Origin of the sequence: Cryobacterium sp. SO2 (assembly GCF_026151165.2) — a bacterium.
GTDB lineage: Bacteria > Actinomycetota > Actinomycetes > Actinomycetales > Microbacteriaceae > Cryobacterium.
Window position 1 is genome coordinate 504,582 of record NZ_CP117849.1, and the last position, 24,031, is coordinate 528,612.

Sequence of the window (24,031 nt, forward strand, 5' to 3'; positions counted from 1 at the left end):
ATACCCTAACCTGAGATCTCATCGAAGCATTTAGGGGGACAAAATGGCTGGAATGAAATTCGCAATGGGGGCCGACGTTCTGTCGCACCTCACCAAGAAGACGAGCACCTCGTCTGACGACCTGGGCTCGCTGGTGAAGCAGCTCTTCGAGGCGGCCGCGCCGCTCGAGGGCAAGTTCAACGGCGCAGGGCGTGCCGCGTTCGACAGGTTCAAGACCGAGACCGATGGCATCGCCACCGAGCTCAACAGCGCGCTGAATGCCGTGCTCACCGGTATCCAGGGTCAGGACCTCGCGTTCGCGCAGGGTGACCAGGAACTCGCCGACCAGACCAGCACCGCCCAGGCCGGCTCGAGCTTCGACGCCGCCAGGTTCGGTTCGCGCGCCTGACGATTCCGCCGGCGTGATCCACGCTGGCACCCTGCGGCCCGCGCGAGCGCGCCGCGGCACTCTCACACTCGACCCAACCGAAGGGCATCATCATGGCTTCAGGCGGAAACTCAGCAGATCGCCGCGACTACGACGTCGCCGCATCCCAGAACGTGCAGGACAACTTCAACGCGCTGGCCGCGCAGCTCGAGTCGCTCATCGACCAGCGCGATGCCGACGTGAAGGCCATGATGGCCGACTACCAGGCCGACGGCGTGTCAGAGGACTATGCCGCCAAGGAAATGCGCTGGAACACCGTGGCCGGTGAGGTCAAGCAGATCATCAACACCCTGCGCACCTCGCTGTCCTCGAACGACGAGACCGCCCAGGCCACTTTGGCGCGCGGCCGGTCGGCTGTTCAGAATATCGGCTAACCCGTTCTGATGACCCAGAGCGAGAGCGTCGAACATCCGCTCGTCGACTCGGTGGGCGACGGCTATGTCGTCAGTTTCAGCGCTGCGCCCATCGTGCACGCCAGCGAGGGCCGCACCAGCCTGATCAGCGAGTGCGCCAGAGCCGGGCTGCGCGTGGTGTTCCTCACCCCGTCGTCGTCGCGGCTCACCTTCGGCATGATGCAGCTGCTCGGCGCCACCCGCAACAAGTGGGTGGTGCGCGATTCCGCGGATGCCCTGACCGACGGTCTCACCGGCCGTCGGCTTGACGCGGTGAGCGACGTGCTGCGCCCCGGCGTTGCCGTCGACCGCGCCGACCCGGCCGGGCACACGACGGATGCCTCGGCGCGGTCCTGGCTGCAACTGACCGTGTCCGTGCACCTGCAGGCCCGCGACGAAACTCGTGTGGGCGCGGCCTTGGCCTTCCTCACCGACCGGGTGGCCGGCACGGTCCCTGCTGGCTGGGGCGTGCACGAACCTGCCGGGCTGGCCTGGGACCGCGACAAGATCGACAGGTACGTCCGCGCCCGGATGCCGCGGGAGACCCGGCTGCACGTCACCGGGCGTGGCGACCTCGCGTTCTCCGGCGTGCTGCGCGTCACCCGCAGCGCCAGGGGCCTCGTGGAGGAGACCAAGCTGCTGGTGGCCCTCGACGCCGACGACGCTGCCGCCGCGTACAGCATCAGCGCCGTGCCCGGGGTGTTCGCCGACCTCGCGGCCACCGAGTCGGTGCTGGTGGGCAGCGCCTTCGTGCTGCGCGGCGCCGCCGACCTGGCCGTGTCGTCAGAGCTGGGCGCCCCACCCTTGCCGGTGGCGATGGTGCTCGGCCCGCGGGCCGTGCGCGACCTCAAGATCGACCTGCCCGACGCGGCGGAGAGGTTCGGCGCGATCCGTGCCGGTCGCCCGCGCATCCCCTCGATCGTGCTGCCGTTCACCCGGGAGGGCTCGGGTAGCTGGCAGCAGTACCTCGACGTGGCCGGCTCGTTCGACCCGGCCGATGTGGCGCGGGCTCTCGGCAACGGCGACACCCGGGAGGTGGCTCATGCCTCATGAACTGATCGTGGTCTCGGCCCGGCCGGTGGATGTGGGCGACCACTTGATCGCCGCCGTGTCGGTGAACCCGGACCTGCTCGTGCGGCACATCTGGAACGGCGGCGCCACCCAGGTGTGTTCCCCGGCCGGTGAGGTGCTGCTGACCGTGCTGCGCAGCAAGGGGTTCGACGTGCCCGAGGACGTGGAGCGCCTGACCGGCAGCACGCCCACCACCGGGCAAGCATTTTGGACTGAACTGTATTCACCGATGGACCCGGGCGCTGACCTGGGGTTCGACGTTGCCCGGGCGCTCGCCCGGTCGGCGGAGGGCAACCTATTCGTGCGGGAGGGCATCGAATGACCAGCTGGAGCATTGACCCACAGGGGGTGTCGACGGTTCTCACCAACGTTGAGACCGCCGCAACCGAGCTGTCCACGGCACTGGACGGCATCCTGACCGCCCAGGATGAGCTGATCTACGGCGCCGGCTCGCTCGGCGGGGTGCCCGCCGCCGTGCAGGCGCTCATCGAGAGCGAAAAGACCCGACTCACCAACGTGGGCTACCGCATCAATGCGGGCACAGTGGGAGCCAGCACCGCCGCTATCGCCTACCTGAAGGGCGACGAGGAGATGGCGGCCACCGCACAGGCGGCCGCGTCTGCCTCCGCCCTCAACGGCGACATGTCCGCCATCGGTGCTGAGCGGGCGGCTGCACTGTGAGCGTCAGCGATCACATCGGCTACGGGGACCTGGTCAACGCCGAGAATATTCCCGGCGACAACATCTACCCGGAGTCCGTTGCCAGTGCCGCCACCGCATACTCGACCGCCGGCACTGCCGTGCCCGAAAAGGGCTCGGCGGTACTCACCCAGTGGCAGGGCCTCAGCGGCGTCTACACCGCACCGGAATCGGCCGAGCTGCTCGCGATCATGGACCCGGTGTCGGTCGACACCGCCGCGATCGGCACCACCCTCGCGAGTGTGTCGACCATCATCTCGAACTTCGCCGACACCATCGCCCCGATCAAGACGCGGCTGATGGCGCTCAAGGTCGAGGCGAACGCGTTCGCGACCCGGGTCATCAACGGTGTCACCGTGGAGTGGTACGACAAGGACCACCCAGCCTGGGACGCCGGTATCTTCAGCTTCGTCGTCACTGACTTCGCCGACATGGCGCCGGTCACCATCCCCTGGGACCAGCACCGCGACACCGTCGAAGACAACAAAGACATCATCGGCCGGATCAATACCGAGGTCGCGGCGCTCGACGCCGCCCAGACCGAGGCCATCAACGCCATCAACGCGTTGCGCACCGATGAGGACCGGCCCACGGAGGTCGTCGTCGCGATGACCGCGGACGACCTCAACGCCGAGGGCGCTGTGCTGCCGTACGGTGCCGCGACGGATGGCGACAAGGGTTGCTACCAGTCCGTCAACGACGGCATGGAGAGCGCCATCGTCGGCATGGGCGAGGGCGCCGGCGCCCTGTTCGGCTACAACGCCACCACCGGGGACTGGGGCGACGGCGAGACCGCCGCCGCGGCCTGGCGTGGCATGGGCATGACCGTGGCCGGAGTCGCCATGCTCGGCACCTGGAGCATGGCCGCCACGCTGATCCCCGACGAGTACGTACCGGAGTGGCTCCAGGGCGTCGACGACTTCTCCGAAGAGGCCGTGGGCTACGCCACCGAGGCCGGCAAGTCCCTCGTCGCCGTCGACATGTGGTCGGAGAACCCGGCCGAGGCGTTCGGCACCACCCTGGTGAACGTCGGCACCTTCTTCATCCCCGGCGGCGCCGTCGTCGGCGGCCTCAAGGCCGGCACCATCGCCGCCCGCGCCGCCTCCATTGCCGGGCACGCGGTGGACTTCGTCCTCCCCGGCGCATCCGTGGCCACGCGCGTGGTGACCAGCACCGCCGTCCACGCCGGCGGCGGGCTCGGCGCCCTCACGACCGCGCTCAAGGGCAGCCTCAGCACCGGTGTTTCCGCCGGCCGCGGCGCTTTGGCGCAGACCCTCAACGCCCTTGGCGATTCCATGCCGTCGGTGCGGGTCGAGCCCGGCTCCGGCCTTGCCCTCCCCGGCGGCGGCGGCGTCATGCCCAGCCCCGGCCGCATCGTCATCGGCGAGCCCGGCAGCGGCGGCGACATGTTGCACCGCTTGGCCGAACGAGTGGATCCCGGCACCACGCCGGCCACCACTGGCACGCCTGCGACGTCGGCAACGCCCGGCACGCCGGCGACGACTGGCACGCCGGGCACGCCGGCGACGTCTGGCACGCCTGCGACGCCCGCAACCTCTGACACGCCTGGCACGCCCGCAACCTCTGACACGCCTGGCACGCCGGCTACCTCTGACACGCCTGGCACGCCGGCTACCTCTGACACGCCTGGCACGCCGGCTACCTCTGGCACGCCTGCCAGGTCGGGCCCGGCCGAAACGTCTGGCACTACCGGGACGCCCGACGCCTCCGCTACCTCAGCTACGCCTGATGCCGGCACCACGCCCGGCGCGTCCGGCACTTCTGGCACTTCTGGCGCTTCCGGCGCTTCCGGTACTTCCGGTGCTTCCGGTGCTGGAAACACGCGACCCGCTGCCGGCGGAGCCATGGATGCTCCTGCCGATGCGCCGCCGACGTCGGCCAACCCAGCCCAGACGGCAACGGACGGCACGACGCCGACCACTGCCGACGCGGCACCGGGTGGCGCTGCCGCCAGTACCCGCCCTGCCGGCGGTGGAGCCCCGGATACTGCCGCCACCTCCGGTGCCTCCTCCGCCACGCCCGGTGGCGCCGGCTCTGCGAGCACGAACGTCGATGCCACCGTCGACGCCGGCCCGACCCCGGATGCCGCACCCGCCGACACGTCGAGCGCAACCACAGCGTCCCAACCCGCCGCCGTCGCCGTCGAACCCCCGTCGAAGATGGTGGACGGAACGCTGCGCGCGCCGGCATTCACCGACGACGCGGTCGGTCAGGGGCATCAGCCCTTCGACCAGGCCATGCCGGCCATCCTCGAACGCCACGGCGTCACAGACGCACAGTTCACCCGCGTGGCGCAGGAGCCCCTGGTGAACCTGTCTCGTCCGGAGTTGCAGCTGGTTCATGACGTGAGCAAGGCGGTACCGTCCCCGAGCGCGACGACAACCTTGCAAAAGGTCATCACGTTCAGCGATGCGTCAGCGATCATGAACCCGCTCAAGGAATCTATGGAGCGCATCAAGGGATTCGTGTCGCGGCCCATTGACCTTCTGGGAATGTCCAACCGGCAGAAATTCGATGTGCTCGGTCTGGGCTACACCAAGACCCCGTTCCGCAGCGATCTCTTGCTGGGTCGGGCGTTCTACGACATCCGTTTCGACGGGCCGACGCCATCGGCTGTCACCGTACCCGACGGCCCCCTCCGTTTCATGCTGGGCGAGGTCAAGGACCCCACCATGAACATGACGGATCCGGTGGCCAAGGCACAGGCGATCAAGGACCAGTGGGCCGGGTACGAGGGTGCAGAGCGGAAGGCAATGCTCGCGCTCTACGGAGACATCGGCTACGACTTGGGCAACGCGCTCGACCCAAAAAACCCGTTCCGCGGATCTGGGTTGTCTGGCACGCAGAACGGCTTTTCACCGGAGGGCACCCTCGGTCGCGATGGCGTCCCGGTGCCCAACGGTGCAGAATTGTGGCGCACCCTGCCGAACGGAGAACGTGAGTTCATGGCGGTGTACGAGAAGCCGAATCCGAAGGCTCCGGGAACGTGGCTGCTGACCGATGCCGCCGTGCAACCGGGATTGATGGATGGAATCGCTCCGCGACCCACAGCGGGCGTGGGGGCTACGATGCGGGAGAACGACTAGGTAGATGGAGCCACATAGCGAGCTGACGAAGCCACACAGCGTTCACGTCCTCGAGACGGCAGAGCTCGACGGTGGTGTGTCAGCGGTCACCGGCTTCGCCACGCTGCGCGGGGAACGGGTCTACATCCAGGGAGTCAAGGCCTCGGGACTCGTCAGCGTCAACGGGCCGATGTCCCTGCAAAACGTTCCGGGCCTGGGCGCCGACCATCAGACCGGCAGCGTCTCCGGCGATGTGCCATTCGATTGGCTGGAACGGTTCTGGCTGATCCGTACGTCCCATTTCGATCGCGTCGACGAGCGCAGCCCCGCGCCCGGGCTGACCGCTGTCATCGCCGGAACGACTTTTGGGGTGACGGATACCTGCGGAACGGTCAGTGAAACGGGGGAGCGTCAGCTGCAGCTTGTCTGGCTGGGCGCCACCCAGCCAGATGGGCCCGAGTGGGTGCTGGACGGCTACGGCTGCTGGACCACACTCGTGCCGCGTCGTTCGGTTGCCGTGGTGACCTACGTGGAGTGGACGGCCCTGTGGAGGGATATCACCGTGAACGTGGCGGGTGTGCAGCGCGGGCTGGCGCACATCTTCGTCCCCAGCGGCGGAGTGCCCGAGTTCGATGCCCCCGAGATCGAGCACGGCGCCAGCGTGCGCGGCTGCTGGTCGGCGGTGGTACCGCTCAGCGAGCTGAGCCTGCGCTCCTGGATCTCGGTGGATCATCCGGCGGGCCCCGGCGTCGTCACCGGTGAGGTTGGGCTGGTGAAGGGCCGAACCACCATTCTCGCCCGGCCGATGACGGCCGCGGCGGGTACCGTGCTCGCGGTCAAGAACCGGGGCCAGACAGTGACACCCGACTTCGTGCTGCATTCGCTGCATGATGCGCACGTTGCCCCCGTCGAGTGGCGGGCCCAGGTGCGGGAATCGGACCTCACCGGTCTGCGCCGGATCTCGTCAACGACGCGGTGGCGTGGGGAGTCCGCAGCGGTCAATGGCGCCGACGACACCGACGATGTGGTTTACGTCCCCGGCGAGTCGGCCGCGTGGTCAGAGCTGGCCGAACTGCACTCCTCAGCGGAGCCGATCACACCGGATGCCCTGCCCACCAGAGCACTGGCCGTGGCCGGACAGTACAAATATTCGGAGTACCGTCTGTAGGCGCTCCGCACCCGTTCGCACCATGCGCACTTTAACTTTTCCACGTAAGGACCTCATGTCTCTCATCCAGAAGGCCATCACCCCGCAATTGAGCAACGCGTACCTCACCGCAGGGTGGGACCGGGTGTCCGGGTTCGTCGTCGAAGCGGCGACCGTTGCCTTCGCGACCACGCCGGCCCAACTCTTCGACGTGCACGCCCTCGGTTTTCCTGGCTCGCCGTTCTCGCCCGAGGACCCGTTTGTCGATGTCATCCGCTTCCCGGCGCGGGGGACGATGCGCCTGGAGAAGGCGATCGGCGGAGTCGACCAGAAGACGCGGGCGCTCACCGGAGGCCCGTTCGTGGATCGACCGCCGTTCAAAGGCACCGGTTTCGCGCCGGTCCCCGGCCACATCGTGCCGGTCTGGTGGATGCGGCACACCCGAGTGGTTCCGAACACCCAGCTGGTGCGGGTCTTCGCCGACGGCACCGAGAAGCTCCTAGCCGTGTTCGCGAACATCGCCGACGGCTGGCTGGTCGATGGCGAGCCCGTGGGCCGGTCGACACCGTTCTCCCGGCACGTCGGCACCCTGGCCAAGTGGAACGGCATGTACCTCACGGCCGACGTGATCGACCAGGGCCGCCGTATCGTGTTGGCCACGCACTCCGAGCCCACCGACGAGCGTTTCGTGCGCACCGGCCGGGGCATGTGGAAGTACGTGATCCCCTTCGAGGAAGCGGAAGAGGTGATGGAGCTCGACATTGAGGCGGTCTGGAACGGCCTGGAGCTGCGGATCGTCGACGAGTCGGTGGACGCTGATGGCACGAAGCTGTCCAGTGGCTCATACGTCGGCCACAACGCGGATCTCGCCGAGGGCCTGAGGTTGGTCAAGGTGGATGCCGGGGTGTACGAGATCACCGTGCCCACCGCCATGCTCGAGGGCTTCCGCAGCACCCAGCTGTCGCAGCCGTCCTGGCCCGACTGACGTGACCGCGCCGCAGTCGGCTCTGACGCATCCGCTGGGTCTGGAAGACCTGGAGGCGCACGAGACAGCGCGCGGCCGGGTCGCCGTGACTGGTCATGCAACCTATCGAGGGGTTCGCGTGGGGGTGAAGGGTGTGAGCCCCAGAGGTCCGCACGTCGAGATCTACGGTCCGGTCGATCTGCCCGACATCCTCTGGCGCCAAGACGACGTGCAGGCGGGCTTCACGTCCGGTGACGTTGAATTCTCCGCCTTGGACCGGTTCCGGCTGACCCGAACAACAACCCACGACGCTGTCGACGAGCACACCCCGCGGCCCGGTGTGTTCGTCGACATCGCCGGGGTCGAATTCGGGGTGGCGGATACGTGTGGCACGGTCGGTCCGGACGGGGTCCCGCTGCTTCAGGTGATGTGGGTGGGCGAGGGCTCCCCGGTGGGCGACGGGTGGGTGCTGGACGGCTACGGGCAGTGGACCCAATTCGTGGAGCGTGCCCGTGTCGCGTCTGTGCGCCACGTGGAGTGGACGGCCGTGTGGCGGGACCTGACGGTCTTCGTCGACTCGATATCCGGCGATACGGCGCTGGTCTTCGCGGCCAGGGGCGGAATTCCCGAGTTCGACGTGCCGGAGATCGTGCACGGCCCCAACACTCGAAGCGGCTGGTCCGCGGTTGTCCCTCTGAATCAGCTGAACCTGCGGTCGTGGACATCGGTGGAACGACCTGTTGGCGTCGGCTGTGTTGCCGGGGACGTCGGGTTGGTCGGCGGGCGCACGGTTCGGGTTGCCCGAGCTGAGAACAGCACGACCGACCGTGCCGGTTTCGTGGCGCAGAAGCTTCGGGGGGAGACAGTCACCGAGGAGTATGTCGTGCACCCGCGAACGGGCCGTGTCGACTCGATGTGGGAATGGCGTGCCACCCTGGACGGGACCGACCTTCACGACATTCGCCACATCACCACGACCGCAACCTGGAAGGGTCAGACGCGACCGGTTGTGGGCGTTTTCGAGGCCAAAGACCTGGTGTTCTTCGAGAAGGAGACGGCCGACCTGAGTGAAGTTTCTGAGCTGGACTATACAGCCACCCCGGTGCGACCGAGCGAGCTGCCTCTGGCGGACGTTCTGTGGTGATGGCGCGGGCGGGCCGGTGGTATCGCACACAGCGGCACAGTCGGCCGCACCGACATCCGGCAAAGTTCCCCTTCACGGGCGTTGAAGGGGCGTTTTGCGGCAAGTCGGATGCGGCCGGCTGGCGTCTCGGGAACGTCGGGCGCTGTGGGCCGAAGGCTCAATCGCACACAGCCCGCTCCCGACCGGCTTGGGTAGGGTTGCCCCATGGATGACGACGACTACGACAGCCGCCCGGTCGGTTTCCTGGGCAAGATGCGCGGCGGCATCAAGGGACTCACCTGGGTGCTGATCCTGTGCCTGATCGCCATCACGGTCGGCGCCACGTCGCTGCTTTTCCTCTTTCAATAGGTCGGATGCGCGCTGCCCCCCGGTAGCCTGATCACGGGGGTGCAAGGCCTCCGTCGGCCTGCGCCGACTCACCAGAGCCGACGAAAGAGACCCCCATGTTGACACCCACCCAGGCGATCAAGTCCGTTTTCCGTAAGTATGTCGACTTCACCGGGCGGGCTCCCCGCAGCGAGTACTGGTGGTTCGGCCTGCTGCTCTGGGTTGTCATCGCGCTGATCAGCGCGCTGCCGTTGATCCCCACCGGAACCAACATGTACGGCGACCCCGCCCACAACCTCGAGATCGTCCCGATGGCGCTCGGCCCCATCCTCGTCATCGGTCTGCTGCTGCCCAGCGTCGCCGTGCTCGTACGCCGGCTGCACGACGCGAACTTCTCCGGCTGGTTCGTGCTGTTGGGCTTCATCCCGGTCGTGGGCGGCATCATCATCTTTGTCTTCACGCTGCTGCCGAGCAATGCAGCGGGCGCCCGGTTCGACGTGGCCCGCCTGCCGAAGGCGGACGGGCTCTCCTTCCAGGGGTCTGGCCTGCGCTAACCCCCTGAGGGAGTGCGCCGGAGCGGGCGGATGCGCCATGATCGCGGTATGGCGGTCGACACGGAAAGCGGTGCGGGCATGATCAACGGGGACGTCTCCTTCTGGTGGAACCAGGTGGGCCGGCCGGCCCCGCGCCCGCCGCTGCCCGGCTCCACCCGCGCCGACGTGTGCATCGTGGGCGCCGGCTACACCGGCCTGTGGGCGGCGTACTACCTCAAGAAGGCCGCGCCCGAGCTGCGCGTCGTCATCCTCGAGCAACGCTTCGCCGGCTACGGCGCCTCCGGACGCAACGGCGGCTGGCTCACCAACTCGGTCACCGGCGGGCGCGAGCAGTACGTCCGCAGCCACGGCCGGCAAGCCGCATCCGCGTTTCAGGCCGCCATGAATCACACCGTCGACGAGGTCATCCGGGTCGCCGCGCTCGAGGGCATCGATGCCGACATCGTCAAGGGCGGCGAGTTCACGGTGGCCTACGACCGGCCGCAGCAGCACCGACTCGAGGCCGCGGTGCGCGCCGAGCAGTCCTGGCCGCACACGGATGTCGAGCTCCTCTCCGCCGCACACGCCGCGGCGCAGATCAACGTGGCCGGCTCGACCGGGGCCATGTGGCACCCGCACTGCGCGCGCATCCAGCCCGCCAGACTCGTGGCCGGGCTCACCCGGGCGGTGCTCGCTCTCGGTGTGGAGATCTACGACGACACCCGGGTGACCGAGATCACCCCGCACGCCGCGCTCACCGCTCGCGGCACGGTCGAGGCGGAGTTCATCGTGCGCGCCACCGAGGGTTTCACCGCGGGCCTGGCCGGCCTGCACCGGGCCTGGCTGCCGATGAACTCGTCGCTGATCGTCACCGAGCCGCTGCCCGCGGACGTGTGGGCCGGCATCGGCTGGGCGAATCGGGCCACCCTCGGCGACATGGCGCACGCCTACATGTACGCGCAGCGCACGGCCGATGGCCGCATCGCGATCGGCGGCCGCGGGGTGCCGTACCGGTTCGGCTCGGCCACCGACTCCGACGGCCACACCCCGGCCAGCACCGTCGAGGCGCTCGCCGGCATCCTGCACAGGTTCTTCCCCGGCACGACGGATGCGCAGCTTGCCCACGCCTGGAGCGGTGTGCTGGGCGTGCCCCGCGACTGGGCCGCCACCGTGGGCCTCGACCGGCAGACCGGCCTGGCTTGGGCCGGCGGCTACGTGGGCACCGGGGTGGCCACCACGAACCTGGCAGGCCGCACCCTCACCGACCTGATCCTGGGCCGGCAGAGTGCGCTCACCGAGCTGCCCTGGGTGAACCACCGGGTGCGCAACTGGGAGCCCGAGCCGCTGCGCTGGCTGGCCGTGACCGCCCTGTACCAGGCATACACGCGCGCGGACCGGGCCGAGCTCACCCGCCGCAGCACCACCTCGCCCCTGGCCGCCCTCGCCGACCGCGTCTCCGGCCGCGGCCACTAGCGCCCGATCCCGTCGCTTTTACCTGCTCCGCCCCACCCTGTGGTTCACTCGTCCCATGAACGTTGAACCTGAGGTGGTGGCCGCGGCGTACCGGAGGTACGACCAGGCCGCGGCGGCGGCCGGCGTCAGTGTGCGGATGGCCGAACCGCGCGACCTGGCCAGTATCATCGGCCTGTTCGAACGCACCTGGGGCGTCGGCCGCAGCCCGGACCGGGCGATGCTGCTCGCCCTCGACTACGCGGGCAACACGGTGCTGCTGGCCACCGAGCAGGGCAAGCCCGTCGGCGCCACGCTCGGGTTCCTGGGCTGGACCGATGGGCTGCACCTGCACTCGCACATGGCCGCGGTGGTGCCCTGGCACCGGAGCGGCGGCGTCGGCTTCGCGCTCAAGCTCTTCCAGCGGGCGCTCTGCCTGGAGCAGGGCATCACCGAGATGCGCTGGACCTTCGACCCGCTCATCCGCCGGAACGCGCACTTCAACCTGGTCAAGCTCGGCGCCGAGGTCACGAAGTTCCTGCCCGACTTCTACGGCCGCCTCGATGACGTGGTCTCCGGCAGCGACCGCAGCGACCGGTTCGAGGTGCGCTGGGCGCTGGATTCGGCCCGGGTGCGACGGGCGCTCGCGGGGGAGACCCCGCCGGTGTGGCCGGCCGAGGCCGGCTGGCCGCTCGACGTGGACTTCGAGCAGCTGCGGGCCGACGACCCCACCGCGGCCGCGCTCCGCCGCGAGGAGTCGCGCGTGATCTTCGCCGAGGCGCTCGCCCAGGGCCTCCGCCCCGAGCTGACCGCATCCAACGACTACGTCTTCACCGCCCGCGAGCCGTGAGAAAAACCCCGAAAACCTAGGGTTTTCGGGGCTCAGGTCACGGCTCGGCGTAGCTCAGGCGCCGAGGTCGGTGCCGGGTTCGGGCTCGCGCGGGGGCCGGCCGGTGAGGCGGCGTTCGAACCAGTACAGCAGCTCGGGGCGCAACCGGTTCAGCTCGGTGAGGGTCATCGGGTCGGGCACGCGCACCACGGGCACACCCAGCTCGTCCGCCACGGTCTCCATGGCGCCCCTGGAATAGAACTGGCCGCGCATCCGCACTAGCAGCTGGCCGTCTTCGCCGGTCACGAACAGTTGCGGATGCGTGTCGATAGCGCCGCTCTGGTACAGCTCGAGCACCACCACACTGGCGACCTGCGCGCTGGGGAAGCTGCTCAGCTGGCCGAGGAAGCCGCGTTCGGAGATGCCGGTGTCGTCGACCCAGATGCAGGTGCGCAGGAACCCGACGATGCCGATGCCGGCGGCGAGCATCACGACCACCTGGGCGATGGCCACGGGGACCCACTCCCCGAGCGGGATGGTCAACCAGTAGAGCACCGCGAAAACCGGGGCGAAGAAGGCGAGAATTGACAGAGTCGTCTGGCGCAGCAGATGGCCATGCGGCCTCAGCACCTGCGCACGAAGATTCGCGCTCGTGACTTTCCCCACCCTCGTGTCCCCCTCGCCGGTGTACTACGAGTATGCCCCATGAACAGGCACCCCAGTAGACACCGTTCGGGGGCCAAACTTCGGCAGGGCCGGCCGGGGATTTCCCGGCCGTCACCCGCGAGGATGCGCCGTAGAGTGGCAACGTGAACTCGCGGGCGACATCCGGGCAGGGCCTGCATCGGCCCCGATTCCGCCTGCATCCGGCCCAGGCCGTTGCGCTCGGGTTCGCCGTGGCCGTTCTCGCCGGCACCGGCCTGCTGTCGCTGCCGATCGCCAAGGTCGGCCCCGGCGGCGCGTCCTTCGCCGAGGCCGTCTTCACGGCCACCTCCGCGGTCTGCGTGACGGGGCTCACCGTGGTCGACACGGCCACCTTCTGGACGCCATTCGGGCAGGCCGTGATCCTGCTGCTCATCCAGGTGGGCGGTTTCGGTGTGATGACCTTCGCGTCGGTGATCGGGCTGGCCGTGGTTCGACGGATGTCGCTGCGCTCGCGCGTCACCGCCGCATCCGAGGTGCGCAGCGTGGGCCTGGAAGACGTGAAGGGGCTCGTGGTCGGCGTTGTGACGATCTCGCTGATCGTCGAGGCGGCGGTGGCGCTGCTGCTCAGCGTGCGTTTTCTGGTCGGTTACGGCGAGCCGGTCGGCCGGGCGGTCTGGCTCGGCGTGTTCCACTCGGTGTCCTCCTTCAACAATGCCGGGTTCGCGCTGTTCAGCGACAACCTGATGGGGTACGCCGTCGACCCGTTCATCTGCCTGCCGATCGCGGCCGCCGTCATCCTCGGCGGACTCGGTTTTCCGGTGATCGTGCAGCTGCGCAAGCACCTGCGCTCGCCGCTGCTGTGGACCATGAACACCCGCATCGTGCTGGCCGGCACGATCACCCTGCTGGTGGCCGGCACCGTGTACATCACCGCCGTCGAGTGGTCGAACCCGGCCACGCTCGGCCCGCTGGACTGGCCGGCGAAGATCCTGGTCGGCTTCTTCCAGTCGGTGCAGACCCGCACCGCCGGTTTCAACAGCATCGACGTCGGGTCGATGGACTCGGCGAGCCTGCTCGGCATGGACGTGCTGATGTTCATCGGTGGCGGCCCGGCCGGCACCGCCGGCGGCATCAAGATCACCACCTTCGCCGTGCTGTTCTTCATCCTGGTCGCCGAGATCCGCGGCGACGGTGTGGTGAACGTGTTCGGCAAGCGGCTGTCCAGGGCGGTGCACCGCCAGGCGATCACCCTCGTGCTGCTGGCCGTGTTCGTGGTCACGGCATCCACCGCGGCGCTCATGCTGCTCACCGACATCGGTCTGGACGCCGTCTTGTTCGAGACGATCTCCGCCTTCGGCACCGTGGGCATGTCCACGGGCATCACCGCCAGCCTGCCGCCGGCCGGTCAGCTGATCCTGATCCTGCTGATGTTCATCGGCCGGCTCGGCCCCATCACCTTCGCCTCCGCCCTCGCCCTGCGCGAGCGGCCCGCCACGTACGAACTCCCGAAGGAGAGGCCCATCATTGGCTAAGTTCCGGTCGTCATCGTTCTCCCTATTCAGCCAGCGGCAGCCCGCGCGGCTGGCGGAGGAGGACTCCGTGGTCGTGATCGGTCTCGGCCGGTTCGGCAGCGCCCTCGCGCTCGAGCTGATGGCCAGCGGCACCGAGGTGCTCGGCATCGACGCCGACGAGGAGATCGTGCAGGCGCACAACCGGCTGCTCACCCACGTGGTGCGCGCGGACTCCACCAAGGAGGAGACCCTGCGGCAACTGTCGGTGCCGGAGTTCAGCAGTGTCGTCGTCGCGATCGGCGGCGACATCCAGGCGAACATCCTCACGGCGTCGCTGCTGCTCAAGCTGGGCATCCCCAACATCTGGGGCAAGGCCGTGAGCGAGCCGCACGGCGAGATCCTGCGCCAGCTCGGCGTGAACCACGTGATCTACCCGGAGAAGGACATGGGCAAGCGCGTTGCGCACCTGGTGCGCGGGGTGATGCAGGACTACATCGACATCGGCGAGGACTTCGCCCTGGTCAAGACCGCGCCGCCGCGGGAGATCATCGGGTTGCCGCTGAGCCAGACCAAGGTGCGCACGGTGCACGGGATCACCGTCACCGCCTTCCGCCGTGAGGGTCAGGGCTGGAGCTACGCCACAATGGAGACCGTGATCCTGGAGGGTGACATCATCCTGGTGGCCGGCGCCACCGAGCGCGTCGAGTCGTTCAGCCGGTTGCGCTGATGAACCACGCCGTCGAGTTCCTCATCGCTGCGCCGCTGGGCACCCGCGTGGTCGTGCGCACCCGCATCGAGGGCGGGTACACGGATGCCCTCGGCTACCTGCGTTCCTGCGATGCGAGTTCCTGCACGGTGGAGACCAAGCGCGGCACGGTGACCCTGGCGCTCGCCGAGGTCGTGGCCGCCAAAGAGGTGCCGCCGCCCCCCGCGCCGCGCCCCCGCCGCCCCCTCGCCCCCTAGGCGCCCGCCCGTCCCGTCCCGCAACTGTTCCCCGTGCGGACAATTGCGTCCGGCATGCCGGGACCATTTGTCCGCTTTGGCAACAGTTAGCTCTGCGGATGCGTGGCGCGGCCGCGCGGCTCAGCCGGGCGGCAGGGCCTCGGCCCGGCGCCGCAACGCCGCGCGCAGCCGCTCGTCGCCGCACAGCTCCCCGGCCCGCGCATACGCGCCGCGGGCATCCGCCACCAGCCCGGCCTCGCCCAGCAGATGCGCGCGGGTGGCCCAGAACGGCTGGAAGGCCGCCGCGTCCGTGCGGTCGCGAGCCAGCGCATCCAGTGCCGTGAGTCCTGCCCCGGGCCCGTCGACCTCGCCGACGACAGCGGCCAACGCCACCCGCGCGCCCACGGTGGGGGAGACCCGCACCAGCGCCGTGTGCAGGGTCTTCAGCGCGGCCCAGTCGGTCACGCCCGAGCGGGCGCGATCGCAGTGTGCCGACTGGATGGCCGCCTCGAGCTGGAACCGGCCGATCCGGCCCAGCCGCCGCGCACGCCGCAGATACTGCTCGCCGCGCGCGATGAGCCCGGTGTCCCAGAGCGCCGGATCCTGGTCGTCGAGGGCCACCACCTCGCCGGTGCTGCTCGTGCGGGCCGGCAGCCGGGCGATCGAGAGGGCCAGCAGGGCGGCGAGCCCGAGCACCTCCGGCTGGTCGGGCAGCAGGGCGGCGAGGGTCTCGGCCAGGTAGAGCGCCTCGCCGGCCAACGAATCCGGCGTCGTGCGCGCATCCGGATCAGCCGTCGACCAGTCGATCGCGTACGCGCCGTACACGGCCTCGAGCACGGCGGGCAGCCGCTGGGGCAGGTCGGTGAGCGACGGCAGCACGAACGGGATGCGGGTGCTGCGGATGCGCCGCTTGGCGCGCACCAGCCGCTGTGCCATGGTCTGCTCCGGCACGGCGTACGCGGCCGCGATCTCGGCCGCGGTGAGGCCGAGCACGGTGTGCAGCATCAACGGGGTGCGAATACCGGGGTCGATCGCCGGGTGCGCGCACACGCAGAGCAGCTCGATGCGCTTGTCGGGGATCGCCTGGCCGTCGATCGCCTCGAGTGCCTCGAGCCCGGCCGTCGTCGATTCCATTGTTGACCGGCCTATCCGCTCGGCCGCGGCTGCCGGTCCGTGGGCGATTGCGGTGTCGTCCAGCGGGGCCCGCAGTCGCACCGCCGCCGATTTCCACAGGTCCTTGAGCCGGTTGCGTGCCACGGTGAGCAACCATCCCTCCGGATTGTCGGGCACGCCGTCGCGCGGCCAGGTGGTGAGGGCGCGTTCGAAGGCATCGGCCAGTGCGTCCTCGGCGGCGGCGATGTCGCCGGTGGGCGCGGCCAGCACGGCGAGCAGGCGCCCATAGGAGGCGCGGGCGGCGAGTTCCGCCCGCGTCCGGGCGGTCACGCTACCTGGTGCCATTCGCCGGCGGTGAAGACGATCGCCGACGGGCGCACCTCGACGGCGCCGTACTGCGCGGCCGGGCACTTGCCAGCCCAAGCGAGGGCGGCGTCGAGGTCGGGCACGTCGATCACGAAGGTGCCGTTCAGGCGTTCCTTGGTGTCGGCGAACGGGCCGTCCTGAATCTGCAGCGCGCCATCGCGCATCGAGACCGTCGTCGACGACGCGACGGGCTGCAGGATGTCGGCCGACACGAGCACGCCGGCCGCGTCGAGGGACTTCGCATAGGCGTCGAACGCCGCCCGGCCCCATTCCAGGTCCTCTTCGGTGATCGCGGCGTCCCCGGGCTCCTGGCTGATGACGAGAAGTGAATACTGCATGATCCTGTCCTTTCACGCTTTACGGATACTGACACTCCCTTGACGACTGAACCACCCCCCAATCGACACCTAACGGACATCCGGGCCGCAACTGTTCCCCGTGCGGACATTTGCGTCCGGCGCACCGGGACCATTTGTCCGCTTCGGCAACAGTTGTGCCCGGCGTTTCCGTTGGCCCGGCCGGGGTGCCACGACCGCCGCCCGGATGCCGCCCGGCTGCACCAGGGCCGCCGCAACCGGGCCGCGGCGGGGCCCGAGCAGAGCGGATGCGCGCGCCCGGCAACGCGGGCCAGCAACTGTTCCCCGTGCGGACATTTGCGTCCGGCGCACCGGGACCATTTGTCCGCTTGGGGAACAGTTGGCGGGCGACTCGGGCGACTCGGGCGGGGCGGGCGGTGCGGGCGACTCAGGCAGCGCGGCTCAGGCAGCGGGCGGGGCGTCGTGGCCGACGCGGCCCACAAGGAGCAGCCCGCCGACGGCGAGCAGCGCCGACAGGGTGAACGAGGCCGTGTAGGTGGCGGTGCCGCCCAGCGGGGCGACGGCCACGAACACCACGGCCGTGGCCGCCAGGGCCAGGGCGGCGCCGATGGAGTCGGCGATGAGCAGAGCGGACGAGTTGAAGCCCTGCTGGTCCGGCGCCGACAACCGCAGCACTCGGCCGCTCTGCCGCGGCACCAGGGTTCCCATGCCGGCCCCGGCGACCGCCCAGCCGGCGATAGCCACAGCGGGCGAGAGCGCCAGGGCGCTGGTGGCGGCCGATGCCGCGATCGCGATCAGCAGCAGCACGCTGCCCCAGCGCATGCTGGCCTGGTCGCTCAGCACCGTGGCGTAGCGCCCCTGCAGCCCCGACGCCGTCGCCCAGGTGATGCCGGCGCAGCTGAGCGCCAGCCCGGCCAGCACGGGGGAGAGCCGGTACTCGCCGGTGAACAGCGCGGGCAGGTATACCTCGGTGGAGAGGAACGCGCCGGAGACCAGCCCGCGGATGGACATCACCACGGGCAGTCCAGGCCGCCCGCTCAGCGTGCCGGGCGGCAGCAGCGGGCGCAGCGCCACGGCCGCCAGCACGAACGCGGCGCCGGTGCCGATCCAGAGCAGCGCACCGGGCAGCTGCGCGGCCATCGACGCGCACAGCACCGCCGCGGCCGCGCCGAGCGACCACAGGGTGCGCGACAGCCGCCACGGCTCCCGCACCCCCATCGGGCGCTCGCGCTCCGCCGCCGCGATCGAGGTCAGCCCCGGCCGCAGCATCCCCACCGCCGCCAGCACCAGCACCACGACGCCGAGGAACACCCACCGCCAGCTGGTGAACTCGGCCACCACGCCCGCAATGAACGGCCCGATCAACGACGGCACCACCCACGCGCCGGCGAAGGCGCCGAAGATCGCCGGATGCATCCGCTGCGGATAGACCCGCGCAACGACCACGTACAGCGACACGCTCAGCGCCCCGCCGCCGAGGCCGTGCACCAGCCGGCCCACGATGAGCGCGGGCATGGATGCGGCGGTGCCGGCGATCACCAGGCCCACCACGAAGAGCACTACGGCGGTGAGCACCACGGGCACCGGACCCGAGCGGTCAGCCCAGTTGCCCGCGGCGACCATTCCCACCACGCCCACGGCGAGCGGACCGGAGAACGCGATGGCGTACAGGGCGTCGCCGTCCAGCGCCGAGCTGATGATGGGCATCACGGTGGTCACGGCCAGCGCTTCGAATGCGGCGAGGAATACGAGGGCGAGGATTCCGACGGTGACCCAGATGTGCTCGCGGCCGAAGATGGAGACCGGGCGGGGAGGGGCAGGGCGCGGCGATGTCGGAAGAGGCACGACAGTGATCGTAGAACCTCAACCGCCCTTGAGGTCAACCCGCTCGGCCCGCAACAACTGTTACCCGTGCGGACAATTGCGCCCGGCGTACCGGGACCAGTTGTCCGCTTCGGCACCAGTTGGACGTTAAAAGCGGAAACGCCCACTCGAAAGCGGGCGTTTCACTGGCGGAGAATGGGGGATTCGAACCCCCGAGGGCTTTCACCCAACACGCTTTCCAAGCGTGCGCCATAGGCCACTAGGCGAATTCTCCTGAGCCGATCGATTCGTGAAGACAACGACCAGGGAAAATCTTACCTGCTTCTGAGGCCGCCGCGTGACACGTCGATGGGCTGCCGGGTTTGGGCGCACGGCCGAGACGCCCTAAACTGACACTGGCTCCTCGCGTGGCGCTATCTCAGCCAACTCCCCCAGGACGGAAACGTAGCAAGGGTAACTGGGCTCTGGTGGGTGCGCGAGGAGTTTTACTTTGCCCGGATGCGCCCGCCCGGCGCCTGCCCGTGCTCGCCGCCAGTCCCACAAGAACCATTGCGCAACACATCTTGTGCATCTAGGCTCGGGGCATGTCCCCGACCGAACCGCAGCCAGAGCCCGCCATCGTCTCGCTCACCAGCGCCAAGCAGATGCGCGCCCTCGCGCATCCGCTGCGGCTGCGGATCCTCGGCGAACTCCGCATCGACGGCCCCCGCACGGTGGGTGCCCTGGCCGACCTCGTCGACGAGGCATCGGGCACCCTCAGCTACCACCTGGGTAAGCTCGCCGAATTCGGCTTCGTTGAGGAGGCCCCCGAGCTGGCCAGCGACCGGCGCGAGCACTGGTGGCGGGCCGCGCACGACGCCACCCGCATCACGCCGAGCACCGCGGATGCGCCCGCCGAGGAACGCCAGGCGTCTGCGGCGATGCTGCACCAGGTGGCCGACCTGTATGCGGCCGCCCTGCACGCCGCCGTCGACGCCCAGCAGGTGCAGCCGCGGGAGTGGGTGGACGCGGGCACCGGCGGGGACACCGTGGCGTACCTCACCGTGGCCGAGCTCGCCGAGGCGAGCGCCGAGCTCGACGCCGTGCTGCGCAAGTGGCACGCGGCGGGGGAGCGCGGCCGCCCGGGTGCCGAGGCCGTGCAGTTCATCGTGCACGCCGGCCGCCGGCCGTGAGCGCCGGCGGGCGCGACGGCAGAGAGCGTCACCAGGTCTACTTCGACAGGCTCAGCACGGCGTCGACAAGCTCGACCAGCGGGCTGGGCGCAACCGCCGGGGCCGGCTCGACCAGCCAGGTCTCGACAAGCTCGACCAGCGGGATGGGCGCGACCGCCGGGGCCGGCTCGACCAGCCAGGTCTACTTCCACAAGCTCAGCACGGCGTCGACAAGCTCGACCAGCCAGGCCGGCCCGGCCCGCGGCCTCCTCGCGCTGTTCACCCTGCTCGGCGGACACGGCCTCTCCCTCCTCGGCAACGTCATCACGGTCATCGTCGTTCCCCTCTACGTGCTGCACGACACCGGCTCGGTGCTCGCCACCGGCGTCGCGGGCGTCTTCGCCACCCTGCCCGTGATCGTCGGCGGGGCGCTCGGCGGCGTGCTCGTCGACCGCATCGGCTTCCGCACCGCGGCCATCGTCGCCGACCTCGCCAGCGGCGCCACGATCCTGCTCATCCCGGTACTCGCCGCCACCACCGGCCTGCCGTTCCCGGTGCTGCTCACCCTGGTCTTCCTCAGCGGCCTGCTCGACACCCCCGGCAACACCGCCAAATCGGCGCTCGTGCCCGACCTGGCCGAAGCCGCCGGCCTCAGCGTGACCAGGGCCACCGGCATCCACTCGGCCGTGTCGCGCAGCGCCGCCATGCTCGGTGCCTCGGTGGCCGCGATCTGCGTGGTCTGGCTGGGCCCGCTCAACGCCCTGCTCATCGACGCGGCCACCTTCGCGGCCTCTGCGCTGCTGCTCTGGCTGGGCGTGCCCAGGCACGCGGATGCCGGCCCCGCCGCCGCTGAGGCGGCCGCGAGCACCGAGCTGCCCGCCGGCTGGCGCGGCTACTGGGCCGACTTCGCCGCGGGCCTCCGGTTTCTCTGGCAGCGCCCGCTGCTGCGTTATCTCGTGCTGATGATCGTGGTCACCAACTGCTTCGACGCCGCCGGCATCACCGTGCTGATGCCCGCCTACGCCAGCACCGTCGGCGCCGACGGGGCGATCTTCGGCGTCATGGTGGCCGTGTTCTCCGGCGGCGCGCTCAGCGGAGCGGCCCTGTTCACCTGGCTCGGCCACCGGCTGCCGCGCCGGCCACTGCTGGTGCTGTCGTTCTTCCTGGCCGGCGCCCCGCCCTACCTGGCCATGGCCGCCGGGGTGCCCGTTCCGGTGCTGCTGGCCGTGCTCGCCGTGGCCGGTCTGGCGGCGGGGTCGATCAACCCGCTCATCACCACCGTGCTCTACGAGAGGGTGCCGCGGGAGTTCCGCGCCCGGGTGCTCGGCGCGATGACCACCGGCGTTTCGCTCGGCCTGCCGCTGGGCAGCGGGCTGGCCGGCGTCGTGGTGTCTGCGGCCGGCCTGGTGCCCGTGTTGCTGGTCATCGGCGTGCTCTACGCGCTGGTCACCCTCGCCCCGCTCACGGGCGGCTCCTGGCGCGGCATCGAACGAGCCGACGGCGAATCGGTAAGCGTAGCCCCCTGAACGGCCGTTTATCGGGACCAACGTCCCCCGCACATCCGCTAAGGCACTCCTAAGCTTGAACGGCGCAACTGCCGCCCTCAAACCCTGGAGATGGTCATGGCTGACTTGTCCGACACCACCGCATTCACCTGGCCCAGCCGCCTCCCGCACGCCCTGAGCGCTGAAGCTCTGGCGAGCGTGGACGCCTGGTGGCGGGCCGCGAACTACCTCTCCGTCGGGCAGATCTACCTGCTCGACAACCCGTTGCTGCGCGAGCCGCTCACGAAAGAGCACATCAAGCCGCGCCTGCTCGGCCACTGGGGCACCACCCCGGGCCTCAACTTCCTCTACGCGCACCTCAACCGGGTCATCCGCGAGCGCGAGATCAGCACCCTCTACATCACCGGCCCCGGCCACGGCGGGCCCGGCATGGTCGCCAACGCCTACCTCGACGGCACCTACTCCGAGATCTATTCCGGCATCGACCAGACCGCAGAGGGCGTCAAGGGACTGTTCCGCCAGTTCTCCTTCCCCGGCGGCATCCCCAGCCACGCCTCGCCGGAAACCCCCGGTTCAATCCACGAGGGCGGCGAGCTCGGCTACGCGCTCAGCCACGCCTACGGCGCCGCGTTCGACAACCCCGACCTGCTCGTGGCCGCCGTCGTCGGTGACGGCGAGGCCGAGACCGGCCCGCTGGCCACCAGCTGGCACTCCAACAAATTCGTCGACCCGCTGCAGGATGGCGTCGTGCTGCCGATCCTGCACCTCAACGGGTACAAGATCGCCAACCCCACCATCCTCGCCCGCATCCCAGAGCACGAGCTGCTCGACCTCATGCGCGGCTACGGCCACAACCCGCACATCGTCTCCGGCGGCTTCGACGGTGAGGACCCCCTCGCCGTGCACCAGCGCATGGCACAGACCCTGGACGAGGTGCTCAACGAGATCGCCGCGATCAAGCGCGCCGCCCTGGCCGGCGACACCAACCGGCCGCGCTGGCCGATGATCATCCTGCGCACCCCCAAGGGCTGGACCTGCCCGCCCGTCATCGACGGCGTGCAGGTGGAGAACTCCTGGCGCTCGCACCAGGTGCCGCTCGTCAACGCCCGCGACACCCAGTCGCACACCGACGTGCTCGAATCCTGGCTCAAGTCCTACCGGCCCGAGGAGCTCTTCGACGAGGCCGGCGCCCCCGCCGCCAACATCAGCGCCCTCGCCCCGCACGGCGACCTGCGCATGAGCGCCAACCCGGTCGCCAACGGCGGGCTGCTGCGCCGCGACCTCAAACTGCCCAACTTCCGCGAGTACGCGGTGGATGTGCCGTCCCCCGGCGCCACCGTCGACGAGGCCACCAAGGTGCTCGGCACCTGGCTGGCCGACGTGATCCGCGACAACCCCGACAACTTCCGCATCTTCGGGCCCGACGAGACCGCATCCAACCGGCTCGCGCCGGCCGTCTACGCCGCCACCGACAAGCAGTGGAACGCCGAATACCTGCCCGAGGACACCAACCTGGCCCGCGCCGGGCGAGTGATGGAGATGCTCAGCGAGCACCAGTGCCAGGGCTGGCTCGAGGGCTACCTGCTCACCGGCCGGCACGGCCTGTTCAACTGCTACGAAGCGTTCATCCACATCATCGACTCGATGTTCAACCAGCACGCCAAGTGGCTCAAGGTCACCCGCGAGATCCCGTGGCGCCGCTCCATCTCGAGCCTGAACTACCTGCTCTCCTCCCACGTCTGGCGCCAGGACCACAACGGCTTCAGCCACCAGGACCCGGGCTTCATCGACCACGTCGTGAACAAGAGCGCCGACGTCGTGCGGGTGTACCTGCCGTTCGACGCCAACACGCTGCTGTCCATCTACGACCACTGCCTGCGCAGCGTCGACTACGTGAACGTGGTCGTGGCCGGCAAGCAGCCGGCCCCGAACTGGCTCACCATGGACCAGGCCGTCGCGCACTGCGAGCGGGGCCTGGGCATCTTCGAGTGGGCCGGCACCGAGGTGCCCGGCACCGAACCCGACGTGGTGCTCGCCGCCGCCGGCGAGGTGCCCACCCTCGAGGTGCTCGCCGCCGCCGCGATCCTCCGCGACGCCATGCCCGACCTCAGCGTGCGCGTGGTCAACGTGGTCGACCTGATGCGGTTGCAGTCGGAAGACGACCACCCGCACGGCCTGAGCGACCGCGAGTTCGACGCCTACTTCACCGCGGACAAGCCCATCGTGTTCGCGTACCACGGCTACCCGTGGCTCATCCACCGTCTCACCTACAAGCGCCATGGCCATGGCAACCTGCACGCCCGCGGGTATAAGGAGAACGGAACGACGACGACGCCGTTCGACATGGTCATGCTCAACGACCTCGACCGGTACCACCTGGTGATGGATGTCATCGACCGGGTACCCGGACTCGGAGCCCGTGCCGGACTGCTTCGCCAGCAGATGCAGGATGCCCGCCTGCGTGCCCGGCAGTACACCCGCGATCATGGGGAAGACATTCCCGAGGTGACCGACTGGGTATGGGCTGGGAACGATGCCGCGGCAGCCGCCGCGCGCACACTAGACACCACCGGCGGGGATAACGTATAA

At 69.6% G+C, this 24,031-nt stretch carries 23 protein-coding genes, 1 tRNA gene and 1 other RNA gene; 20 read left to right on the top strand and 5 right to left on the bottom strand.

Features of this window, described 5'->3' with window-relative positions; all coding sequences use genetic code 11:
• Positions 1-52: 52 nt before the first annotated feature.
• From BJQ94_RS02375 to BJQ94_RS02435, 13 genes are all read left to right on the top strand, one after another.
• Positions 53-388: a hypothetical protein gene (locus tag BJQ94_RS02375; RefSeq protein ID WP_265398228.1), complete on the top strand. Its 336-nt coding sequence runs from the start codon at positions 53-55 to the stop codon at positions 386-388.
• A 92-nt stretch (positions 389-480) separates the two neighbouring features.
• Complete coding sequence (locus BJQ94_RS02380; RefSeq protein ID WP_265398229.1) at positions 481-801, top strand: pore-forming ESAT-6 family protein; 321 nt, start codon at positions 481-483, stop codon at positions 799-801.
• A gap of 9 nt (positions 802-810) precedes the next feature.
• Complete coding sequence (locus tag BJQ94_RS02385) at positions 811-1,872, top strand: DUF6177 family protein (protein ID WP_265398230.1); 1,062 nt, start codon at positions 811-813, stop codon at positions 1,870-1,872.
• Positions 1,862-2,212 carry a hypothetical protein gene (locus tag BJQ94_RS02390; protein WP_265398231.1) on the top strand — a complete coding sequence of 117 codons (351 nt, stop codon included), beginning with the start codon at positions 1,862-1,864 and terminating at the stop codon, positions 2,210-2,212. The genes BJQ94_RS02385 and BJQ94_RS02390 overlap by 11 nt, the downstream gene beginning before the upstream one ends.
• Positions 2,209-2,571 (top strand): DUF6507 family protein, encoded by a 363-nt coding sequence (locus BJQ94_RS02395; protein ID WP_265398232.1) that lies wholly within the window; start codon positions 2,209-2,211, stop codon positions 2,569-2,571. Before BJQ94_RS02390 ends, BJQ94_RS02395 begins: the two co-directional genes overlap by 4 nt.
• On the top strand, positions 2,568-5,696 hold the full coding sequence (locus tag BJQ94_RS02400) for a hypothetical protein (RefSeq protein ID WP_265398233.1): 3,129 nt from the start codon (positions 2,568-2,570) through the stop codon (positions 5,694-5,696). The genes BJQ94_RS02395 and BJQ94_RS02400 overlap by 4 nt, the downstream gene beginning before the upstream one ends.
• A gap of 4 nt (positions 5,697-5,700) precedes the next feature.
• A complete protein-coding gene (locus BJQ94_RS02405) occupies positions 5,701-6,843 on the top strand; it encodes a hypothetical protein (RefSeq protein ID WP_265398234.1) in 1,143 nt (380 codons plus the stop codon).
• Positions 6,844-6,898: 55 nt separating this feature from the next.
• Positions 6,899-7,807, top strand: a complete 909-nt coding sequence (locus tag BJQ94_RS02410) for a hypothetical protein (RefSeq protein WP_265398235.1) — start codon at positions 6,899-6,901, stop codon at positions 7,805-7,807.
• Between the two features lies 1 nt (position 7,808).
• A complete protein-coding gene (locus BJQ94_RS02415; protein ID WP_265398236.1) occupies positions 7,809-8,930 on the top strand; it encodes a hypothetical protein in 1,122 nt (373 codons plus the stop codon).
• A 204-nt stretch (positions 8,931-9,134) separates the two neighbouring features.
• The gene (locus BJQ94_RS02420; RefSeq protein WP_265398237.1) at positions 9,135-9,278 is read left to right on the top strand and encodes a hypothetical protein; all 144 of its coding nucleotides are present in this window, start codon (positions 9,135-9,137) and stop codon (positions 9,276-9,278) included.
• 95 nt (positions 9,279-9,373) lie between these two features.
• Entirely contained in the window at positions 9,374-9,811 is a 438-nt protein-coding gene (locus tag BJQ94_RS02425) for a DUF805 domain-containing protein (RefSeq protein WP_265398238.1), read from the top strand.
• 78 nt (positions 9,812-9,889) lie between these two features.
• A complete protein-coding gene (locus BJQ94_RS02430) occupies positions 9,890-11,263 on the top strand; it encodes an FAD-dependent oxidoreductase (RefSeq protein ID WP_265398245.1) in 1,374 nt (457 codons plus the stop codon).
• Positions 11,264-11,318: 55 nt separating this feature from the next.
• Positions 11,319-12,089: a hypothetical protein gene (locus BJQ94_RS02435; protein WP_265398239.1), complete on the top strand. Its 771-nt coding sequence runs from the start codon at positions 11,319-11,321 to the stop codon at positions 12,087-12,089.
• A 54-nt stretch (positions 12,090-12,143) separates the two neighbouring features.
• Here BJQ94_RS02435 and BJQ94_RS02440 read toward each other — a convergent pair whose 3' ends face one another.
• Positions 12,144-12,698 carry a hypothetical protein gene (locus tag BJQ94_RS02440; protein ID WP_265398240.1) on the bottom strand — a complete coding sequence of 185 codons (555 nt, stop codon included), beginning with the start codon at positions 12,696-12,698 and terminating at the stop codon, positions 12,144-12,146.
• A 179-nt stretch (positions 12,699-12,877) separates the two neighbouring features.
• On the opposite strand from BJQ94_RS02440, the gene BJQ94_RS02445 reads away from it, so the two are divergent.
• From BJQ94_RS02445 to BJQ94_RS02455, 3 genes are read left to right on the top strand one after another with little or no spacing between them, the layout of a single operon-like run.
• Positions 12,878-14,245 carry a potassium transporter TrkG gene (locus BJQ94_RS02445; protein WP_265398241.1) on the top strand — a complete coding sequence of 456 codons (1,368 nt, stop codon included), beginning with the start codon at positions 12,878-12,880 and terminating at the stop codon, positions 14,243-14,245.
• Entirely contained in the window at positions 14,238-14,951 is a 714-nt protein-coding gene (locus BJQ94_RS02450; protein ID WP_265398242.1) for a TrkA family potassium uptake protein, read from the top strand. Before BJQ94_RS02445 ends, BJQ94_RS02450 begins: the two co-directional genes overlap by 8 nt.
• Positions 14,951-15,187 carry a hypothetical protein gene (locus BJQ94_RS02455; RefSeq protein ID WP_275875539.1) on the top strand — a complete coding sequence of 79 codons (237 nt, stop codon included), beginning with the start codon at positions 14,951-14,953 and terminating at the stop codon, positions 15,185-15,187. The genes BJQ94_RS02450 and BJQ94_RS02455 overlap by 1 nt, the downstream gene beginning before the upstream one ends.
• A 120-nt stretch (positions 15,188-15,307) precedes the next feature.
• Here BJQ94_RS02455 and BJQ94_RS02460 read toward each other — a convergent pair whose 3' ends face one another.
• The 4 genes from BJQ94_RS02460 to BJQ94_RS02475 form a co-directional block, all read right to left on the bottom strand.
• Positions 15,308-16,609 (bottom strand): DUF6596 domain-containing protein, encoded by a 1,302-nt coding sequence (locus BJQ94_RS02460; RefSeq protein WP_265398001.1) that lies wholly within the window; start codon positions 16,607-16,609, stop codon positions 15,308-15,310.
• Positions 16,606-16,983, bottom strand: coding sequence for a YciI family protein (locus tag BJQ94_RS02465; RefSeq protein WP_265398002.1), 378 nt, complete (start codon positions 16,981-16,983; stop codon positions 16,606-16,608). The genes BJQ94_RS02460 and BJQ94_RS02465 overlap by 4 nt, the downstream gene beginning before the upstream one ends.
• 420 nt (positions 16,984-17,403) lie before the next feature.
• Positions 17,404-18,807 carry an MFS transporter gene (locus BJQ94_RS02470; protein WP_265398003.1) on the bottom strand — a complete coding sequence of 468 codons (1,404 nt, stop codon included), beginning with the start codon at positions 18,805-18,807 and terminating at the stop codon, positions 17,404-17,406.
• 165 nt (positions 18,808-18,972) lie between these two features.
• Positions 18,973-19,060 (bottom strand) — tRNA-Ser (locus BJQ94_RS02475).
• A gap of 120 nt (positions 19,061-19,180) precedes the next feature.
• Between BJQ94_RS02475 and ffs the strand changes: the two genes are divergently transcribed.
• The 4 genes from ffs to BJQ94_RS02495 all read left to right on the top strand — a co-directional run bounded on the left by ffs (position 19,181) and on the right by BJQ94_RS02495 (position 24,031).
• An RNA gene (gene ffs, locus BJQ94_RS02480) (signal recognition particle sRNA small type) lies at positions 19,181-19,277 on the top strand.
• Positions 19,278-19,370: 93 nt separating this feature from the next.
• A complete protein-coding gene (locus BJQ94_RS02485; protein WP_265398004.1) occupies positions 19,371-19,958 on the top strand; it encodes a helix-turn-helix domain-containing protein in 588 nt (195 codons plus the stop codon).
• A complete protein-coding gene (locus BJQ94_RS02490; RefSeq protein WP_265398005.1) occupies positions 19,955-21,463 on the top strand; it encodes an MFS transporter in 1,509 nt (502 codons plus the stop codon). The genes BJQ94_RS02485 and BJQ94_RS02490 overlap by 4 nt, the downstream gene beginning before the upstream one ends.
• 96 nt (positions 21,464-21,559) lie before the next feature.
• Positions 21,560-24,031 (top strand): phosphoketolase family protein, encoded by a 2,472-nt coding sequence (locus BJQ94_RS02495; protein ID WP_265398006.1) that lies wholly within the window; start codon positions 21,560-21,562, stop codon positions 24,029-24,031.

Coding starts and splice junctions, on each gene's coding strand:
- BJQ94_RS02375 (WP_265398228.1), top strand. CDS start 53: ATGAAATTCGCAATGGGGGCCGACGTTCTGTCGCACCTCACCAAGAAG.
- BJQ94_RS02380 (WP_265398229.1), top strand. CDS start 481: ATGGCTTCAGGCGGAAACTCAGCAGATCGCCGCGACTACGACGTCGCC.
- BJQ94_RS02385 (WP_265398230.1), top strand. CDS start 811: ATGACCCAGAGCGAGAGCGTCGAACATCCGCTCGTCGACTCGGTGGGC.
- BJQ94_RS02390 (WP_265398231.1), top strand. CDS start 1,862: ATGCCTCATGAACTGATCGTGGTCTCGGCCCGGCCGGTGGATGTGGGC.
- BJQ94_RS02395 (WP_265398232.1), top strand. CDS start 2,209: ATGACCAGCTGGAGCATTGACCCACAGGGGGTGTCGACGGTTCTCACC.
- BJQ94_RS02405 (WP_265398234.1), top strand. CDS start 5,701: ATGGAGCCACATAGCGAGCTGACGAAGCCACACAGCGTTCACGTCCTC.
- BJQ94_RS02410 (WP_265398235.1), top strand. CDS start 6,899: ATGTCTCTCATCCAGAAGGCCATCACCCCGCAATTGAGCAACGCGTAC.
- BJQ94_RS02420 (WP_265398237.1), top strand. CDS start 9,135: ATGGATGACGACGACTACGACAGCCGCCCGGTCGGTTTCCTGGGCAAG.
- BJQ94_RS02425 (WP_265398238.1), top strand. CDS start 9,374: ATGTTGACACCCACCCAGGCGATCAAGTCCGTTTTCCGTAAGTATGTC.
- BJQ94_RS02430 (WP_265398245.1), top strand. CDS start 9,890: ATGATCAACGGGGACGTCTCCTTCTGGTGGAACCAGGTGGGCCGGCCG.
- BJQ94_RS02435 (WP_265398239.1), top strand. CDS start 11,319: ATGAACGTTGAACCTGAGGTGGTGGCCGCGGCGTACCGGAGGTACGAC.
- BJQ94_RS02455 (WP_275875539.1), top strand. CDS start 14,951: ATGAACCACGCCGTCGAGTTCCTCATCGCTGCGCCGCTGGGCACCCGC.
- BJQ94_RS02465 (WP_265398002.1), bottom strand. CDS start 16,983: ATGCAGTATTCACTTCTCGTCATCAGCCAGGAGCCCGGGGACGCCGCG.
- BJQ94_RS02485 (WP_265398004.1), top strand. CDS start 19,371: ATGTCCCCGACCGAACCGCAGCCAGAGCCCGCCATCGTCTCGCTCACC.
- BJQ94_RS02495 (WP_265398006.1), top strand. CDS start 21,560: ATGGCTGACTTGTCCGACACCACCGCATTCACCTGGCCCAGCCGCCTC.